This is a genomic window from Streptomyces lusitanus, assembly GCF_042647945.1.
GTDB lineage: Bacteria > Actinomycetota > Actinomycetes > Streptomycetales > Streptomycetaceae > Streptomyces > Streptomyces pseudogriseolus.
In genome coordinates, this window is record NZ_JBHRWL010000004.1 from 516,814 (window position 1) to 534,994 (window position 18,181).

Sequence of the window (18,181 nt, forward strand, 5' to 3'; positions counted from 1 at the left end):
CCCGCCCCGCCTCACCTCCACCACCGCCGCAGCCGCCCCGCCAGGACCCGCCCCGCCCCCTGGGGGCCCGCCGTCAGGCGGAGGGACAGGGCGCCTCCGTGGGTGGGGTGGGGGCGGACCAGGATCAGGCCGTGGCGGGGGCTGGGGGTGGCGTGGGGGCGGAGGAGGCCGGGGCCGGTGAGGGCGTGGGCGGAGACCGTGCGGGTCGCGCCGTCGCGGAAGCGGAGGCGCAGGCGCAGGTCCCAGGCGCCCGGGGCGAGCGATGCCAGCCGCTCCAGCGGGACGGGCGCCTCGGCGGTCCAGGTGTCGTCGGCGGTCGGGCGCAGCGGGACCGTACGGCGCAGCACCAGGCCCGCGCGGTCGCGGTGGCGCCACTCCACCTCCGCGTCCACCGGGCCGGCCCGCCCGACCGCGCCGTACAGCTCGTGCAGGCGCAGCCGCAGCAGGCGGGTGCGGGCGCGCAGCTCGGCGTCGACGGCGACCGGCAGCAGGCGGACGGGGCGTTCCGGGAGGGACTCCAGGGTGACCTGGGGCAGGTCCGGCGACCAGCAGGGCGTGCCGTCGGCCGTGCGGGCGTACGGGGGGCACAGGCGTGCCGGGCGGGCGGCCAGGTCCCGCAGCCGGGGCAGGTCGCGGGGCTCGGGCGAGGCCAGCAGCACCCGCGCGAGCAGCGTGCCGGGGGCGGCCGGGTCGCCCGAGCGGTCGGCGGCGTCGTACTCCGCGAGGTGGTCGCGGGTGTGCGCCCACCACGCGCGGCGGTAGGCCTCGTCGCGCAGCGGCAGCTCGCGAACGTACATGCGCAGGTCGTGGTCGAGGAACTTGGCGCGGACCGCGCGCGCCAGCCGTTTCTCCCCGGCGTCCAGCAGGATCGTGTGGGCGGTGCGGCAGGCGTGCGTGCGGGCGCGCCAGTTGCCGACGTCCGCGCGGTCCAGCGAGATCGACAGCCGGGGCGCGGCGCGGCGCACGTGCCAGACGTACACCCGGTCCGGGACCAGGGCGACGCGCGGGGCGGCGGCCCACACGCGCGCGGTGAACACGATGTCCTCGTAGGGGAAGCGGCCCTCGGGGAACCGGATGCGGTGGGCGCGCAGGAAGTCCGTGGCGTACAGCTTGTTGACGGCGAGGGTGTCGCGGACCAGGCGGGGGAGGTCGGCCGGACGGGCGAGGACGGCGGGGGAGGCGTACAGGGCGGGCTCCCACGGCACCTCGCGGCCCGAGGGCAGCTCGCGGCGCACGCACAGACCGCCCGTGACCTGCGCGTCCGCCTCCCGCGCGGCGGCCAGGAGCGCGCCCGCGGCACCGGGCGGCAGCACGTCGTCGCTGTCCAGGAACATCACGTACGGGGCGGTCGCCGCGTCCAGCCCGGTGTTGCGCGGGGTGCCGCAGCCGCCGCTGTTCACCGGCAGCCGGACCACCCGCAGCCGGGGCTCGGCGGCGGCCAGCCGCTGAAGCAGCTCCGCGCTGCCGTCGGTGGAGCAGTCGTCCACGGCGACGACCTCCCGCACGGCGGGCCCCTGCCCGAGCGCGGAGCGCACCGCGTCGGCCACATGGGCGGCGTCGTCGTGGCCTATGACGACGATCGACACGGCATTGGCGCCGGGGCGGGCGTCGGCCGGGGAGGGGTCGGGGTGCATGGCTTCCTCGGGGCGCGCTGCGGAGGTTCACTCCACGCTCGCCCGGCGCGTGCCGTCCCGCACCCCGGGGTGGTCCCGGCGGGCGTCAGGCCCCTTCGGCGGCCGCCTTGTCCAGGGCGGCGGTGAGGTCGGCGAGGGTGGTGCTCAGGGCGCGCATCTCCTCCACCCGCAGTCCGGTCGCGGCGGCGATCCGGCGCGGCACCCGCACGGCCTGCTCGCGCAGCGCGGCGCCCTCCTCGGTGAGCCGCACCTCCACGGACCGCTCGTCGCGCGCGCTGCGCTCCCGGTGCACGAGGCCGGCCGCCTCCAGCCGCTTGAGCAGCGGGGACAGGGTGCCGGAGTCCAGCCGCAGGCGCTCGCCCAGCCGCTTGACCGGCAGCGTGCCGTCCTCCCACAGCACCAGCATGACCAGGTACTGCGGGTAGGTGAGGCCGAGATCCTTCAGCACCACCCGGTAGACGCCGTTGAAGGCGCGGACGGCGGAGTTGAGGCTGAAGCAGATCTGCTGGTCGAGACGGAGCCAGTCGTCCGTGACGGCCGGCGCGTCCGTCGCCGGGGTGGGGCTGGGTGTGGCTGTCATGGGTCCAGGGTAGCGCTGTGCGAGCCATTTGGTTGTGCCCAATTAAGTTGTGTGCTCTACTTGAGTCCGTGAGAGGCCGGGTCCGCGAGGACCAGGGCCTCGTCATCCGCCCGTACGGCCGACCCGTACGACCGAGACGAAAGGTGTCCCCCATGGACGCGCTCTACACCGCAGTCGCCACCGCCACCCACGGGCGCGAGGGCCGCGCCGTCACCTCCGACGGCAAGCTGGACCTCGGCCTGAGCGCCCCCAAGGAGCTGGGCGGCGACGGCAAGGGCACCAACCCGGAGCAGCTCTTCGCCGCCGGCTACGCGGCCTGCTTCGGCAGCGCCCTCGGCGTCGTGGGCCGCGCCGCCAAGGTGGACGTCAGCGACGCGGCGGTGACCGCCGAGGTCGTGCTCGGCAAGCAGGGCGAGGGCTTCGGGCTCGCCGTGACGCTCCGCGTCGAGCTGCCCGACGGCCTCGACGAGGAGACCGGCCGCAAGCTGGTCGAGCAGGCCCACCAGGTCTGCCCCTACTCCAACGCCACCCGCGGCAACATCCCCGTCGAGCTCGTCGTCGAGTAGTCGGGACCGGCCAGGACCTACCCCCCGACCCGCGCCAGCACCTCGCCGGTGCGCCGGCTCCAGGCCACCACCACGGCCTCCTCGGGCACCCGCTGATCCGGGGTGAGGAGCAGCCAGCGCACCCCGTAGCGGCGGACCACCGTGTCCCGCAGGTCGCGGGTCGAGGCGGGATCCAGGTACGCGCGCACGTCGGCCGCCCGCCGCAGCCGCTCCCGCTCGTCCAGCGCGGCGTCCGGCCAGGCGGGCGCGGCCAGGTCCGGCCCGTACCCGGCGATCGCGTGGACGGCGTAGTAGCCGTCGGTGATCACCACCTCCCCCGGGGCGATGTGGCGCGCGGCCCAGTCGTACGCCGGCCAGTCCGGCGGTTGCCGGAAGCCGACCGGGTCCGCCGCGGGCGGCACCAGCGCCCCGGCGTGCACGGTCAGCAGCCCGGCGACCGCCCCCGCCGCCGCGGCCCCGCCCAGCAGCCGCCGCCACACCGGCCACGGGCGGGGCGCCGCCAGCTCCACCGCCAGGGCGAGCTGCAACGGCACCAGGGGGGTCGCGCCGCCATCGCGGCACGAGCGCGGCCACCCCGAGCAGCACGAGCCCGAACCGCGCCGCCGGGTGGTCGTACAGCACCCGGTGCACCGCCTCCAGCCGGTCGCCCGCGTCCGCCAGCGCGAAGAAGTCGTAGTACGGCCACGCCCCCAGCACCGACACGCCCAGCAGCAGCGCGGCGCCGAGCCGGGGCCACACCGCGCGACCGGGACGTGCGGCGACCGTCGTGGCGGCCGCGCCTGCCGTGGCGACCACCCCGGAGAACTGGTGGCAGAGCAGAATCGCCGCCCACAGCGCGCCCAGCCCCAGCCACATCCCCCAGCCGGCCGGCCGGCGCAGCGCCCCGGTCAGCCAGGCCCAGAAGTGGAAGGCGAGCCCCAGGGTGAACGTGCTCGGGTACGCCGCCGTCAGGGCCAGCGAGTGCAGCCCGGGGAAGCCGCTCCACAGCAGCGGCTCGGTGCCCCACAGGAGCAGCAGGGACAGCAGCGCGAGCGCGGGCGCGGCCGGGTGCGCGCTCAGCGTCCGCACGTACCGCCACACCCCGGTGACCAGCAGCGCCAGTCCGGCCACGGCGGCCAGCCGCAGCACCACGAACACGTCGAGCCCGGTCGCCCGGGCCACCCCGCCGAGCACCAGCGTCCACGGCGAGTAGTACGGGCTCGGGGTGTTCGCGTCGACCAGCGGGTTGCCCGGGGCGAGCGGGGAGTGCCGCAGCCGCTGCACGGTCGCCGCGTGGATGCCCAGGTCGCCCATCCAGGGCAGCCGCACGACGACCAGGATCAGCAGGAGCAGGACGAGTCCGGTGACGCCGGTGGCCAGGGCCCGGCCGACGGTGGCCGGGCGGAACCGGGAGCGGCGGGCGCCGGCGTCCCCGGCCTTCCCCGCCTCCCCGGACGACGGGAATCGGACAGTCACGTCTGAGCCCTATCCCGTCGCGGCGCCCCTCCCACGGGTTCGCGGCGGATTCCCGCCCAAGGCACCACACACGCGCGAGGGGCGCCCCGGACGGTGACGGTCCCGGACGCCCCTCGACGGGCCCGATGGCCTACGAGTGCCGCAGCAGCGTGCGCATCGTCCGCATCGCCACCGACAGGTTGGCCAGGTCGAACTCGTCGGAGGTGTGGATCTCCTCCAGCGTGGTGCGGGCCCGGCCCAGCAGCGCCGCGTTCTTCTTCTCCCACAGCGCGAAGCGCTGCTCGGGCGTCGACGAGCCGTTGCCCTCCGCCAGCACGTCCGCGGTGACCGCCGCGTGCGCCGCGTACAGGTCCTCGCGGATCGCGGCGCGGGCCATGGACTGCCAGCGGTCGGCGCGCGGCAGCTCGATGATCCGGTCCATCAGCTGGGTGATGCGCAGCCGGTCGGCGAGGTCGTAGTACACCTCGGCGACCTCCAGCGGCTCCTTGCCCGTCCGGTCGGCCACCGACACGATGTCGAGCGTCGGGAAGGCGGAGGAGAACCCGGCGACCCGGGTGGCCAGCTCGTCCGGGACCCCGGCGCCGCTGAGCTCGTCGTAGATCTTCTGGTACCAGCCCAGGTCCTCGCCGCGCAGCAGCTTGGGCAGCTGCGCCCAGACCTGCTCCACCCGCTCGGCGAAGAACGACACCGTCTCCTCGAGCTGGAGCGGCTGCGGCCGGTTGTTCAGCAGCCAGCGCGTGCCGCGCTCCACCAGGCGGCGGGAGTGCAGCCGGATCCGGGTCTGGGTGGCCGCGTCGACCTGGGTGTCGAGCGCCTCCACGCCGTCCCACACGACCGAGGAGCGGAAGATCGCGCGGGCCGCGGTCTGCGCCCGGACGATCTCCTCAAGCGACGCCCCGGTCTCCTCGCGCATCCGGTGCAGATACGTGGTGCCGCCGGTGTTGACCGTGTCGTTGACCAGCACGGTCGTGGTGATCTCGCGGCGCAGCGGGTGGCTGTCGATGTGCTCCCCGAACTGCTCGCGCAGCGCGGTCGGGAAGTACGCGTGCAGCAGACCCTTCAGGTACGGGTCGTCCGGCAGCGAGGTGTGCAGCAGCTCGTCCGCGACGGTGATCTTCGTGTACGCCAGCAGCACGGCCGTCTCCGGCCCGGTCAGGCCCTGCCCGGAGGCGAGCCGCTCGCGGATCTGCCGGTCGGTGGGCAGGAACTCCAGCGCCCGGTCCAGATGGCCCTCGCGCACCAGGTGCTTCAGGAAGCGCTGCTGCGCGTGGATCATGTCCTTGGACTGGGCGAGCGCGTTGGCGATGGCGGTGTTCTGCGCGTAGTTGTTGCGCAGCACCAGCCGGCCGACCTCGTCGGTCATCTCGGCGAGCAGCTTGTTGCGCTGCTTCACCGTCATGTCGCCTTCCTTGACCAGGCCGTTCAGCAGGATCTTGATGTTCACCTCGTGGTCGGAGGTGTCCACGCCCGCGCTGTTGTCGATGGCGTCGGTGTTGATCCGGCCGCCGTGCAGCGCGAACTCGATCCGGCCGAGCTGGGTCAGGCCCAGGTTGCCGCCCTCGCCGACGACGGCGACCCGCAGGTCCTTGCCGTCGACGCGGATCGCGTCGTTGCTCTTGTCGCCGACGTCCGCGTCGGTCTCGGTGGACGCCTTGACGTAGGTGCCGATGCCGCCGTTCCACAGCAGGTCGACCGGTGCCGTGAGGATGGCCTTCATCAGGTCGGCCGGGGTCATCTTGGTGACGCCGGACTCGATGCCGAGGGCCTCGCGGATGTGCGCGTTGACCGGCACGGACTTGGCGGTACGCGGGAAGATCCCGCCGCCCGCCGACAGCAGCGCCGTGTCGTAGTCGGCCCAGGAGCTGCGCGGCAGTTCGAACAGGCGGCGGCGCTCGGCGTAGCCGGTGGCCGCGTCCGGGTTCGGGTCGATGAAGATGTGCCGGTGGTCGAAGGCGGCGACCAGGCGGATGTGCTCGCTGAGCAGCATGCCGTTGCCGAACACGTCGCCGGACATGTCGCCGATGCCGACGACCGTGAAGTCCTGGGTCTGGGTGTCCACGCCCAGCTCCCGGAAGTGCCGCTTCACGGACTCCCAGGCGCCGCGGGCGGTGATGCCCATGCCCTTGTGGTCGTAGCCGGCGGAGCCGCCGGAGGCGAAGGCGTCGCCGAGCCAGAAGTTGTAGCTCTCGGCGACCTCGTTGGCGATGTCGGAGAAGGTCGCGGTGCCCTTGTCGGCGGCGACGACCAGGTAGGTGTCGTCCTCGTCGTGCCGGACCACGTCCGCAGGCGGCACGACCTCGCCGCCCACCATGTTGTCGGTGATGTCCAGCAGCGCGGAGATGAACGTCCGGTAGGAGGCGATGCCCTCGGCCAGCCACGCGTCACGGTCGACGGCCGGGTCGGGCAGCTGCTTGGCGACGAAGCCGCCCTTGGCGCCGACCGGCACGATGACGGTGTTCTTCACCATCTGCGCCTTGACCAGGCCGAGGATCTCGGTGCGGAAGTCCTCACGCCGGTCGGACCAGCGCAGACCGCCGCGCGCGACCTTGCCGAAGCGCAGGTGCACGCCCTCGACGCGCGGCGAGTACACCCAGATCTCGAACGCCGGGCGCGGCGCCGGGAGGTCCGGGATGGCCGTGGGGTCGAACTTCATGGAGACGTAGTCGTGCGGCTCGCCGCCGCTCGTCTCCTGGAAGAAGTTGGTGCGCAGGGTCGCCTTGATGACGGTGAGGAAGGAGCGCAGGATGCGGTCCTCGTCGAGGCTGGCGACCTGGTCGAGGGCGGCGTCGAGCTCCTCGAGCAGGGCGTCCACCAGCTCGTACCCGGCGCGCTGCCGGTCGGGCGACATCCGCGCCTCGAACAGCGAGACCAGCAGCCGGGTGGTGTGGACGTTGTGGCGGAGGGTGTCCTCCATGTAGTCCTGGCTGAAGGTGGACCCGGCCTGGCGCAGGTACTTGGCGTACGCGCGCAGCACCATCGCCTGGCGCCAGGTCAGCCCGGCGCTGAGCACGAGGGCGTTGAAGCCGTCGTTCTCCGCCTTGCCGGTCCAGGTCGCGGCGAAGGTGTCCTGGAAGCGCTCGCGGGCGTCGTCGCCGAGGTGGTCCGCCCCGCCGGCCGCCTGCGGCATGCGCAGCCCGAAGTCGTAGATGTAGGCCACGCTGCGGTCGTCGCACCGCAGCTCGTACGGCCGCTCGTCGACGACCTCGACGCCGAGGCGCTGGAGCACGGGCAGCACCGCGGACAGGGAGACGGCCTCGCCGGTGCGGTAGATCTTGAAGCGGCGCTCGTCGGGGGCCGCGCCCACCGGCTCGTACAGGCTGAGCGCGAAGTCGTGCTGCTCGGTCAGCTCCTCCAGGCGCACCAGGTCGGCGACGGCGCTGCGCGGGGGGTGGTCGGCCTTGTAGCCCTCGGGGAAGGCGCCCGCGTAGCGGCGCAGCAGCTCGGCGGCGCGCTCCTCGCCGAACTCGGTGGTCAGCGCCTCGGAGAAGCCGTCGGACCAGGAGCGGGCGGCCTCGGCCAGCCGGGACTCGAGGCGCTCCTTGTCGCTGTCGGACAGGTGACTCAGTTCCGTGCCCTGCGGGACGCGGACGACGAAGTGCAGCCGGGAGAGGACCGACTCGGTGTTCCAGGCGGTGAAGTCGACGCTGACGCCGCCGAGCTCCTCCTTGAGGATGTCGATGATCCGCAGCCGCACCGCGGTGGTGTAGCGGTCGCGCGGCAGGTAGACGAGGGCGGAGTAGTAGCGCCCGTACTCGTCCTGGCGCAGGTACAGCCGCAGCCGGCGGCGCTCCTGGAGGTAGAGCACCGAGGTGGCGATGGACTTCAGTTCCTCGGCCGGGGTCTGGAACAGCTCGTCGCGCGGGTAGGTCTCCAGGATCTGGAGCAGGTCGCGCCCGTCGTGGCTGTGCGGCGAGAAGCCGGCCCGCTCCAGGACGTCCTCGACCTTGCGGCGGATCACCGGCACGCGGCGCACGGACTCGGTGTACGCGGCGGAGGAGAACAGTCCGAGGAAGCGCCGCTCGCCGACCACGTTGCCGTCGGCGTCGAACTTCTTCACGCCGATGTAGTCCAGGTACGACGGCCGGTGCACGGTGGCGCGGCTGTTGGCCTTTGTGAGGATGAGCAGCTTGTGCTCGCGGGCCTTGGCGCGGGCGTCGGCGGGCAGCCGCTCGAAGGACGGGCTGACCGGGTGGTCCTCGTCGGTCGCGTGGTGCGGGTCGGAGCGCAGGATGCCGAGGCCGGTGCCGGGCACGGCGGCCAGCGAGTCGTCCTCGCGCAGCTGGTACTCGCGGTAGCCGAGGAAGGTGAAGTGGTCGTCGGCGAGCCAGCGCAGCAGCTCGCGGGCCTCCTCGACCTGGAGCTGGGGCAGGTCGGCGGGGACGGGCTCGTCGGGCAGCGTGTCGGCCAGCGCGGTGGCCGCCTGGCGCATCTTGCCCCAGTCCTCGACGGCCTCGCGGACGTCGGAGAGGACCCGCAGCAGGTCGGCGGTGATCTGCTTGAGGTCGCCGCGGTCGGTCTCGCGGTCGATCTCCACGTGGATCCAGGACTCGACGTGCGCGTCGTGCGGCAGGTCTCGGGCGTCCTGGGGGAGGTCGCCGCCGACGGGGTCGGAGAGGACCTCGATCAGCTTGCCGGTCACGTCCCGGCGGACCACGAACTGCGGGTGGATCACGACGTGGATGCCGCGGCCCTGACGGGTCAGCTCGTTGGTGACGGAGTCGACGAGGAAGGGCATGTCGTCCGTGACGACCTCGACGACGGAGTGGGTGCAGGTCCAGCCGTTCTCCTCGACGGTCGGGGTGTGCACCCGGACGTTCGCCGTGCCCTGGGGGCGGTTCTCGGCGAGGCGGCGGTGCGAGACGGCGGCCCCGAAGATGTCGACCGGGTCGCGGTCGGTGAGGTCTTCCGGGGCGGTGTGCAGGTAGTAGCGCTGGAGGAACGCGAGGACGGCATCCCGGTCGGGCGTGTCCCCCTCCGCGGTCCCAGTCGGCAGTTTCCCCCCGGCCGGGCTGTTCTCAGCTACCCGGGCGGCCCGATCGAGCAGCTCGGCCTTGGCTTCGTCCAGCTTGGTCTGCATGGTCCTCTGGCTCCTGTCGCGCGCCGTTGCGTGACGTAGAAGGAAGTACGGTCTCCGACCCTGTGGTGCGGCGGTACGACACGGGGTGTCCGGTCTGTGCCGACGGTATGCCGCAAGGCGGGAGGAGCGGGGGCTTCTCGGCGGAATCCGATGCGTCCGACGGGTGTGACGTGGCTCTCCGTGACGCCTGCCCCCCTGGGGTGCGCCGCGTCCCGTGCCGCCCGCGAGGATCAGCGGTCGCCACCCGGTCACGGATGTCCTCCGTGCACGCCGGGCGCACAGCGGGGACGCCACGGTCCCCGCGAGCTATCGCGCTGATCACGCCACCTAGGCTATCGCTCTTCGGAGGGGCCCCGTCATGAGCCGTATGTGTACAAAACCGGGGGGCGAACTTTGACGTTTCGCACAGTGCGCGGAGCCTCTCAGGGGCGGCCTGTGACCGCGAGGCGCTCCGCCTCGGCCACGGCGTCGCTCAGGCTGTCGACCACCGGAACCCCGACCGCCTCCAGGCTGGCCCGGCCGTGCGAGCCGCCGGTCCAGAGCACGGCGTGCGCGCCCGCGTGGAGCGCGGCCAGCGCGTCGTCGGCGGCGTCCCCGATGACCACCGTGCGCCGGGGGTCCACCGTGTCGCGCAGCGCGTCCAGGTGGCGCACCATGTGCTCCGCCTTGCTGCCGCCGGAGGGGCCGGTGCGCCCGTCGACGCGTATGAAGTGGGAGGAGATCCCGAAGTCCGCCACCAGCGGGACCAGGTCCTCGTGCCCGTACATGCTGAGGATCGACTGGCTGCGGCCCGCCGCCACCCACGCCCTCAGCAGGTCCTCCACGCCGTCGGCGAGACCGCAGCCCACCCGGTGCTCGGTGTAGTGGCGGTGGAAGACGGCGTCCATGACCTCCCACTCGGCCGGGCTGGGCAGCCGGCCCATCAGCCGCTCGTAGAACCGCGGCACCGGCACGCAGTACAGCTCCCGGTACCGCTCCAGTGTGATGGGCGCGAGGCCCAGCTCGGCGAAGGCCGCGTTCGTCGCCCCGATGACCGCGTCGACGTCGTGGAACAGCGTGCCGTTCCAGTCCCAGACGATGTGCGCGTCCGTGTGCGTCCCCATGCGAAGAACCTACCCGGGCGGGTCAGGCGATCAGCTGCGGGATCTCCTGCGTCGCGAACCACAGCAGCTCGTGGTCCTCGGCGCCGTCCACGACGAACTGCGCGTCGTCGTCGCCCTTGTCCGCCGCCTCCAGCGCACGCGCGGCGGCCGCCACGTCCTCCTCGGCGTCCTCCGCGTCCACGTGCACCGCGGCCGCCTTCGCCAGCCGTACGGGCCCGGCGAGGCGCACCTCGCCCAGCGAGGCCGGGTCCGGGCCCAGGCCCGGCTCGGCCGAGGCGGCGCCGTCGGCCACGTCCACGGCGACCACGACCCGGCGGCGGGGCGCGGCGGGGTCGGCGGCGAGAAGGCGCAGGGAGGCCAGCGCGGCGCGGCTGAGCGCGGCGTACTCCAGCTCCTCGATGTCGTCGGAGAGGTACCACTCGCGCAGCGCGGGCGTCACGGCGTACGCGGTGGACGGCCCGTCGCCCAGCTGCCCCGTCCGGTGCGCCTCGGCGAGCCCGGGGAGGGTGAGGGGGACGTAGACGCGCATGGTCGGCCGCTTTCGTCAGCTCGGATCACTACTTCGGCAAGGTCTCAGAATACGTCCCACCCGTCCCCCTTCGAGCCCTCACCGACCCCTCAGGGGCCGTCACCCCCGGTCCACGGATTCACCCGCCCCACCCGCGTGAACAGGGGCCCGGCCGGCGACCGGCCACCCGGATAAGTGAACTTCCCTCCCCACGCGGCGCACCTCCGCCCTTCCTTGCCGCACCCCCGGGCGCCCCCGTACAAGATCCCCGTCACGAAGTTACTGCCCGGTACCCGGCTCCCCCGCCGGCCCGGCCTTCAGAACGGGGCCCCTCGTGCACAAGGTCATGAGCAGAACACCAGCCCGCCGCTCCCCCGCCGCAGTCCCCCCACGCGTCCCCACGACAGGCCCGTCCCTGTCCCCCTCCCCAGGCGCGGGCCGCCCCCGGGGAACATCCCCTCACCGCACCCGCCCCACGGACAACCGCCCGACGGGCCGAGCCCCGGCGACGCGCGGCACCCGCGCGGGGACGGGGGCGGGGAGACCCACAGGCACGCCGCCCGAGCATCCGACCGCAGCGCCTACCGCCTGGGAGCCCGCGCACCCGCCCGCCGACTCCGGAGCGGACCCCACAGGCACGCTGCCCGAGCACCTGAGCACATCGCCTGGCGGCACGGCGCCCGCGCGACGCGACACGCCCGGCCGCACGCCCCTCAGCGCCCAGGGCCGCAGGCCCGACGGCGCGGCGGCCGGCCGCCAGCCCAGGATGTCGTCAGGCGCGACGCCCGGAAGCCGAGACCGCACGGCCGTGGGAACGGCGCCCACGGGCGCGGGAACAGCGCCCGTCGGCACCACGCACGCAGACCGCCGCCGGGCACCGGACGGCACCCCGTCCGCGCGGCCGGGCCGGCTGCCGGCAGGCGTCCCGCAGCCTCGGCCCACCGACCGCTTCGCGGAACTGCTCGTCGCCGTCCTCAGCGGCCAGCGCCCCGTGCACGCGATGTTGCGGCACAGTGCCGGGCAGGCCTACGACGAGCTGATCCGGCTCGCGGAGCGCGGGCCCCTGCGGACGCGGGGGGCGCGGCCCGTCGTGCGGGACATCGGGTGGTTCGTGCCGCGTGAGGGGGCCATCGAGGCGTTCGCGCGGATCGGCGCCGGGGACAGGCTCCGCGCGATGGCGTTCCGCCTGGAGCGCGGCCGGGACCTGCGCTGGCGCTGCACCGCCGTCGAGCTGGGCGGCCCGCGCTGAGGCCACGCACAACGGCCGGGGCCGGGCACCCTCAGGTGCCCGGCCCCGGCCGACAGTACGGCGATGTCACTTCTTACGGCGACGCCCGCCCCGCGCCTGCTTGCGGCGCTCCGCGCGGGTCAGTCCGTCCGCCGGCGAGCGCACCGGCTCGTCGTCGGTGGCGAGCTCGCCCTCGATGGTGCCGCCCTCGCCGTCCACCGTGGGAGCGGAGAAGTGGAGGTTCCGCCGCTGCGGGGCGTCCAGCCCCTTCGCGCGAATCTCCGGCCGCGCCTGCGCGGGCACCGCGTCCTGCTTCTCCAGGTCGGCGACCGGCTTGACGTCCTCGACCGGGACCTCCTCGACCTGCTGCTCGACCTGGACCTCCAGGTTGAACAGGTAGCCGACGGACTCCTCCTTGATGCCGTCCATCATCGCGGAGAACATGTCGAAGCCCTCGCGCTGGTACTCGACCAGCGGGTCCTTCTGGGCCATCGCGCGCAGGCCGATGCCCTCCTGGAGGTAGTCCATCTCGTAGAGGTGCTCGCGCCACTTGCGGTCCAGGACCGACAGCACGACCCGCCGCTCCAGCTCACGCATGATCTCGGAGCCGAGCTGCGCCTCGCGCGCCTCGTACTGGGCGCGGATGTCGTCCTTGATGGACTCGGAGATGAACTCGGCGGTCAGACCGGCACGGTCGCCGGCCGCCTCCTCCAGCTCCTCGATGGTGACGCTCACCGGGTACAGCTGCTTGAACGCGCCCCACAGCCGGTCCAGGTCCCAGTCCTCGGGGAAGCCCTCGGCGGTCTCCGCCTGGACGTACGCGTCGATGGTGTCGTCCATGAAGTGGTGGATCTGCTCCTGGAGGTCCTCGCCCTCCAGGACGCGGCGGCGCTCGCCGTAGATGACCTCGCGCTGCCGGTTGAGCACCTCGTCGTACTTCAGGACGTTCTTACGCGTCTCGAAGTTCTGCGTCTCCACCTGCGACTGCGCGGACGCGATCGCACGGGTGACCATCTTGTTCTCGATCGGCACGTCGTCCGGCACGTTCGCCATGGACATCACGCGCTCGACCATCTGCGCCTTGAACAGCCGCATCAGGTCGTCGCCCAGCGACAGGTAGAACCGGGACTCGCCCGGGTCGCCCTGACGTCCGGAACGGCCGCGCAGCTGGTTGTCGATGCGCCGCGACTCGTGCCGCTCGGTGCCCAGCACGTAGAGGCCGCCGAGCTTCTCGACCTCCTCCTTCTCGGCCTTCACGGCCTGCTCGGCGCGCGCCAGCGCCTCCGGCAGGGCCGCGGCCCACTCCTCGATGTGCTCCTCGGGGTCGAGGCCGCGCTGCCGCAGCTCCGCCTCCGCGAGGTCCTCGGGGTTGCCGCCGAGCTTGATGTCCGTACCACGGCCGGCCATGTTCGTCGCGACCGTGACCGCGCCGCGGCGGCCGGCCTGGGCGACGATCTGCGCCTCACGGTCGTGCTGCTTGGCGTTCAGCACCTCGTGCTGGATGCCCCGCTTGCTGAGCTGCTGCGACAGGTACTCGGACTTCTCGACCGAGGTGGTGCCGACGAGGATCGGCTGGCCCTTGCGGTGCTTCTCCTCGATGTCGTCGACGACCGCCTCGAACTTGGCGACCTCGGTGCGGTAGATCAGGTCCGACTGGTCCTTGCGGACCATCGGCCGGTTGGTCGGGATGGGCACCACGCCGAGCTTGTAGATCTGGTGGAACTCGGCGGCCTCGGTCATCGCCGTACCGGTCATGCCGGACAGACCCGGCAGCTCCTTGCCGTCGTGGTCGTGGCGCTTGTAGAGACGGAAGAAGTTCTGCAGCGTGATCGTGGCGAGGGTCTGGTTCTCGTCCTTGATCGGCACGCCCTCCTTGGCCTCGATGGCCTGGTGCATGCCCTCGTTGTAACGGCGGCCGGCGAGGATACGGCCGGTGTGCTCGTCGACGATCATGACCTCGTCGTCGATGATGACGTAGTCCTTGTCGCGCTTGAAGAGCTCCTTCGCCTTGATGGCGTTGTTCAGGTAGCCCACCAGCGGCGTGTTCACCGACTCGTAGAGGTTGTCGATGCCGAGCCAGTCCTCGACCTTGGCGACGCCGGACTCGTGGATGGCGACCGTGCGCTTCTTCTCGTCGACGTCGTAGTCGCCGGTCTCCTCGAGGCCCTTGAGCGGGTTGCCCGGCTCACCGCGCTTGAGGCGCTTCACCAGCTTGGCGAAGTCGCCGTACCACTTGGTGGCCTGGTCCGCCGGGCCGGAGATGATCAGCGGCGTACGGGCCTCGTCGATGAGGATGGAGTCGACCTCGTCGACGATGGCGAAGTTGTGGCCGCGCTGCACCAGCTCGTCCTTCGACCACGCCATGTTGTCGCGCAGGTAGTCGAAGCCGAACTCGTTGTTCGTGCCGTAGGTGATGTCGCACCCGTACTGCTCGCGGCGCTGGGCCGGCGTCATGCTGGCGAGGATGCAGCCGACGCTCAGACCCAGGAAGCGGTGGACGCGGCCCATCATCTCCGAGTCGCGCTCGGCCAGGTAGTCGTTGACCGTGATGATGTGGACGCCCTCGCCGGACAGGGCGTTCAGGTACGCCGGCAGGGTGCCGACGAGGGTCTTGCCCTCACCGGTCTTCATCTCCGCCACGTACCCCATGTGCAGGGCCGCGCCGCCCATGATCTGCACGTCGTAGTGGCGCTGGCCCAGGACGCGGCGGGCGGCCTCGCGGACGGTGGCGAAGGCCTCGGGCAGCAGGTCGTCCAGGCTCTCACCGTCGGCGTAGCGCTGCTTGTACTCATCGGTGAGGGCCCGCAGCTCGGCGTCGGAGAGGCCTTCGAAGTCCTCTTCGATGGAGTTGACCTGGTCCGCGATGCGGTGCAGCTTGCGCAGGATTTTGCCTTCGCCTGCACGCATGATCTTCGAGAGGACGGACACGGGGGTTGGTCTCCTTGCCGGTCGGGCCTGGGACGGTCGGTTTCCGTTTCACTGACTGAGCAACGGCCATCGTATGCGAGGACCCCGTCAGGCCGGGAGGCCTGCCGCGGCGGTGACCGTCCGCCGCAGCCGAACCGTGGCACGGCTGCTACCCGGACAACGTCCCGGAGGCCCGGATGGTGCCGCCCGCGTACCGCGAATCACGTGCAGGGTGATCATCGGTTCACCCCCGGCCGAAGGGATGGCGCCCGCCGTCACGACGTGCGCAGAATCGCCCGATGGAACCCGTCACCCTCACCACCGGCCGACTGCTGCTGCGCACCGTCGGCCCGCAGGACACCGACACGGTGTACCGGATCTGCCAGGACCCGGACATCCAGCGCTGGACCACGATCCCTTCGCCGTACCTCCCCGAGCACGCGCGGGGCTTCACGGAGCAGATCGCCCCGGACGGCTGGGCGAACGGCACGATGTTCACCTTCGGCGTCTTCCTGCCCGCCGGGGAGCTGACGGGCATGCTCAGCATCACCATGCGGTCGTTCGCGACGGGCGAGATCGGCTTCTGGGGCGCCAAGGAGCACCGCGGCAACGGCTACATCACCGAGGCAACCGTGGCCGCCTGCCGCTGGGCCTTCACCCGGATGTCGATCGACCGCGTGGAGTGGCGCGCCGAGGTGGGCAACACGGCCTCCCGCGCGGTCGCCGAGCGGGCCGGCTTCACCGTCGAGGGCGTGCTGCGCGCCTCGCTCGTCAACAAGGGGGTGCTGCGGGACGGCTGGATCGGCTCCCTGCTCCCCTCCGACCTGGGCCTTCCCTCCACCACCCCGTACGTGCCCGCGCGGGACTGAGGCCCCGCGCCCCCGCCGTTGTCAGTGACGCCCTCTAGGGTGCGGACGTATGACGACCCTCCCGCGTCCGACCACGGAACTCTCGGCCGACGAGGCCCGCCGCATCGCCCTGCGGGCCCAGGGACTCCTCGGCGCCCCCGACCGGCGCGCCGGTGTGCGCGGAGTCCTGCGTCACCTCGGCGCGGTGCAGCTCGACACCATCTCCGTCCTCGCCCGTTCGCACGAGCTGATCCCGTACGCCCGACTCGGCGCGGTGGGCCGCCGGACGGTGGAGGAGGCGTACTGGAAGCAGGGCGACCGCCCTGCGCACACGTTCGAGTACTGGTCGCACGCGGCGTGCATCCTCCCCGTCGAGGAGTGGCCGCACTTCGCCTTCCGCCGCCGCGCCTACCGCGCCCGCCCGCACTGGAACCACGAGCTGCCCGACGGTGTGTACGACCAGGTCGTGAAGCAGCTGCGCGTCGAAGGTCCGCTGACGGCCACCGAGTTGGGCGGCGCCAAGCGCACCAGCGAGTGGTGGGACTGGTCCGGCACCAAGGTCGCCGTGGAGCGCGCCCTGATGTACGGCGAGGTGGTGTGCGTGGAGCGGCGCGGCTGGAAGCGGGTCTACGACCTGGCCGAGCGGGCCGTGCCGGCCTCGCTGCTGGCGGAGGAGCCGACGGACGAGGAGTGCCTGCGCCGGCTGGTGGGGCTGGCCGGACGCGCGCTGGGCGTGGGCACCCGCGCGGACATCGCGGACTACCACCGGCTGAAGGGCGAGCAGGTCGACGCGGTGATCGCCGACTCCGGGCTGGTGCCGGTGGCGGTGGCGGGCTGGTCCAAGCCCGCCTGGGCGGATCCGGAGGCCCTCGCCTCCCCGCCGCGCGGCCGGCACCGCACGACGCTGCTGTCCCCGTTCGACTCCCTGGTCTGGGAGCGGGCGCGCACGGAGCGGATCTTCGGCTTCACCCACCGCCTGGAGGCGTACGTCCCCAAGCCCAAGCGGGTCCACGGCTACTTCGCGATGCCGGTGCTGGCGGGCGGGCGTCTGGTGGGCCGGGTGGACCCGGCCCGCGAGGGGCGCACGCTGGTCGCCAAGCAGGTCACGCTGGACGGGCGTACGGCGGTGCCGCAGGTGGCGCAGGCGCTGGTGGAGGCGGCGGGCTGGGTGGACTGCACGGACGTCCGGGTGGAGCGGGTGGACGCGCCGGAGCTGCGCGAGCCGCTCACGGCGGAGCTGGCCCGGCTGCTCGCCTGAGCGCTGCGCCCTGCGCGGGTCGCCAGGTCGGCGGGGTCCGTGAGGTCAGCGGTGTCCGCGAGGCCGCGAGGTCAGCGGATCTCGAGGATCTTCTCCCGCATCGCGTAGACCACGGCCTCCATCCGGGAGTGCAGCTGGAGCTTCTCCAGGATGTTGCGCACGTGGTTCTTCACGGTGTTCTCGGAGATGAACAACTCCTTGGCGATGTCCCGGTTGTTCATCCCCGTGGCGACGAGTTTGAGGACCTCCAGCTCGCGGTCCGTCAGCCGGGGCGCGGGGACGAGCCGGCGCTCGTCGGTGCGCTGGATCATCGACTTGAACTCGGTGAGCAGCTTCGACGCCATGGAGGGGCTGATCTGCGACTGCCCGTCGGCGACGGCGCGGATGGCGGTGGCCACCTCGTCGGTGGAGATCTCCTTGAGGAGGTAGCCGGTCGCGCCCGCCTTGATGGCGTCGTAGAGGTCGGCCTCCTCGTCGCTGATCGTCAGCATGATGATCTTGGCACTGGGGGCGACCTCCTTGATGGAGGTGCAGGCCTCGATGCCGCCCCGCTTGGGCATCCGCACGTCCATCAGGACGATGTCGGGCAGCAGGTCGGCCGCCTTCTCCACGGCCTCGGCGCCGTCCCCGGCCTCGCCGACGACCTGGATGTCCTCCTCGGCGGCGAGCACGATCTCCAGACCCCGGCGGAACAGCGCGTGGTCGTCCACCACAAGGACTCTGATCGGCTCCTTGCGCGGAGTGTCCGCGTCCGGGCCCATGCCGACGACGCCGTCGTCGGCATCCTCGTCCCGCATCGGTCCGAAGCTGTCCGCCATCGCGTTCCTCCCCCTGAAGGCTGTGGCCTGTGGTCCTGACCATCGCCAACCCAAGGCAACGGCCCACCTGTTGAGCCGCTGCCGCCATGATTCCATGCCGCACCGTCACCGGGGCGCCGGTGCGGCCGCCGGGCGGTGGCACGCCGGTGCCCCTGGGGGCGCACACGCGCACCAGGGGCACCTGCTGTGCTGTCGCCCG

At 72.7% G+C, this 18,181-nt stretch carries 11 protein-coding genes and 1 pseudogene; 4 read left to right on the top strand and 8 right to left on the bottom strand.

Annotated features, from left to right (window positions below):
- Positions 1 to 11: 11 nt before the first annotated feature.
- Both ACFOSY_RS09075 and ACFOSY_RS09080 read right to left on the bottom strand, forming a co-directional pair.
- Positions 12 to 1,634, bottom strand: a complete 1,623-nt coding sequence (locus ACFOSY_RS09075; protein WP_394306213.1) for a glycosyltransferase family 2 protein — start codon at positions 1,632 to 1,634, stop codon at positions 12 to 14.
- 85 nt (positions 1,635 to 1,719) lie between these two features.
- On the bottom strand, positions 1,720 to 2,214 hold the full coding sequence (locus ACFOSY_RS09080) for a MarR family winged helix-turn-helix transcriptional regulator (protein WP_031019528.1): 495 nt from the start codon (positions 2,212 to 2,214) through the stop codon (positions 1,720 to 1,722).
- Between the two features lie 152 nt (positions 2,215 to 2,366).
- Here ACFOSY_RS09080 and ACFOSY_RS09085 point away from each other — a divergent pair, with 152 nt between their 5' ends.
- The gene (locus ACFOSY_RS09085; protein ID WP_031019527.1) at positions 2,367 to 2,780 is read left to right on the top strand and encodes an organic hydroperoxide resistance protein; all 414 of its coding nucleotides are present in this window, start codon (positions 2,367 to 2,369) and stop codon (positions 2,778 to 2,780) included.
- A gap of 17 nt (positions 2,781 to 2,797) precedes the next feature.
- Here the strand turns inward: ACFOSY_RS09085 and ACFOSY_RS09090 are convergent.
- The 4 genes and pseudogenes from ACFOSY_RS09090 to ACFOSY_RS09105 all read right to left on the bottom strand — a co-directional run bounded on the left by ACFOSY_RS09090 (position 2,798) and on the right by ACFOSY_RS09105 (position 10,944).
- Positions 2,798 to 4,235, bottom strand: a pseudogene (locus ACFOSY_RS09090) (hypothetical protein).
- 130 nt (positions 4,236 to 4,365) lie between these two features.
- Positions 4,366 to 9,312: an NAD-glutamate dehydrogenase gene (locus tag ACFOSY_RS09095; protein ID WP_394306214.1), complete on the bottom strand. Its 4,947-nt coding sequence runs from the start codon at positions 9,310 to 9,312 to the stop codon at positions 4,366 to 4,368.
- Positions 9,313 to 9,734: 422 nt separating this feature from the next.
- A complete protein-coding gene (locus ACFOSY_RS09100) occupies positions 9,735 to 10,415 on the bottom strand; it encodes an HAD family hydrolase (protein WP_394306215.1) in 681 nt (226 codons plus the stop codon).
- Between the two features lie 22 nt (positions 10,416 to 10,437).
- Positions 10,438 to 10,944, bottom strand: coding sequence for a DUF6912 family protein (locus tag ACFOSY_RS09105; RefSeq protein WP_394306216.1), 507 nt, complete (start codon positions 10,942 to 10,944; stop codon positions 10,438 to 10,440).
- A 787-nt stretch (positions 10,945 to 11,731) separates the two neighbouring features.
- Here ACFOSY_RS09105 and ACFOSY_RS09110 point away from each other — a divergent pair.
- On the top strand, positions 11,732 to 12,172 hold the full coding sequence (locus ACFOSY_RS09110) for an Rv3235 family protein (RefSeq protein ID WP_394306217.1): 441 nt from the start codon (positions 11,732 to 11,734) through the stop codon (positions 12,170 to 12,172).
- 66 nt (positions 12,173 to 12,238) lie between these two features.
- Here ACFOSY_RS09110 and secA read toward each other — a convergent pair whose 3' ends face one another.
- Complete coding sequence (secA, locus tag ACFOSY_RS09115; RefSeq protein ID WP_394306218.1) at positions 12,239 to 15,079, bottom strand: preprotein translocase subunit SecA; 2,841 nt, start codon at positions 15,077 to 15,079, stop codon at positions 12,239 to 12,241.
- Between the two features lie 278 nt (positions 15,080 to 15,357).
- Here secA and ACFOSY_RS09120 point away from each other — a divergent pair, with 278 nt between their 5' ends.
- A complete protein-coding gene (locus ACFOSY_RS09120) occupies positions 15,358 to 15,927 on the top strand; it encodes a GNAT family N-acetyltransferase (RefSeq protein WP_394306219.1) in 570 nt (189 codons plus the stop codon).
- 49 nt (positions 15,928 to 15,976) lie between these two features.
- Positions 15,977 to 17,164 carry a winged helix-turn-helix domain-containing protein gene (locus ACFOSY_RS09125; RefSeq protein WP_394306220.1) on the top strand — a complete coding sequence of 396 codons (1,188 nt, stop codon included), beginning with the start codon at positions 15,977 to 15,979 and terminating at the stop codon, positions 17,162 to 17,164.
- Between the two features lie 71 nt (positions 17,165 to 17,235).
- Here ACFOSY_RS09125 and ACFOSY_RS09130 read toward each other — a convergent pair whose 3' ends face one another.
- Positions 17,236 to 17,982 (bottom strand): response regulator, encoded by a 747-nt coding sequence (locus tag ACFOSY_RS09130; RefSeq protein ID WP_006132445.1) that lies wholly within the window; start codon positions 17,980 to 17,982, stop codon positions 17,236 to 17,238.
- Between the last annotated feature and the right edge of the window lie 199 nt (positions 17,983 to 18,181).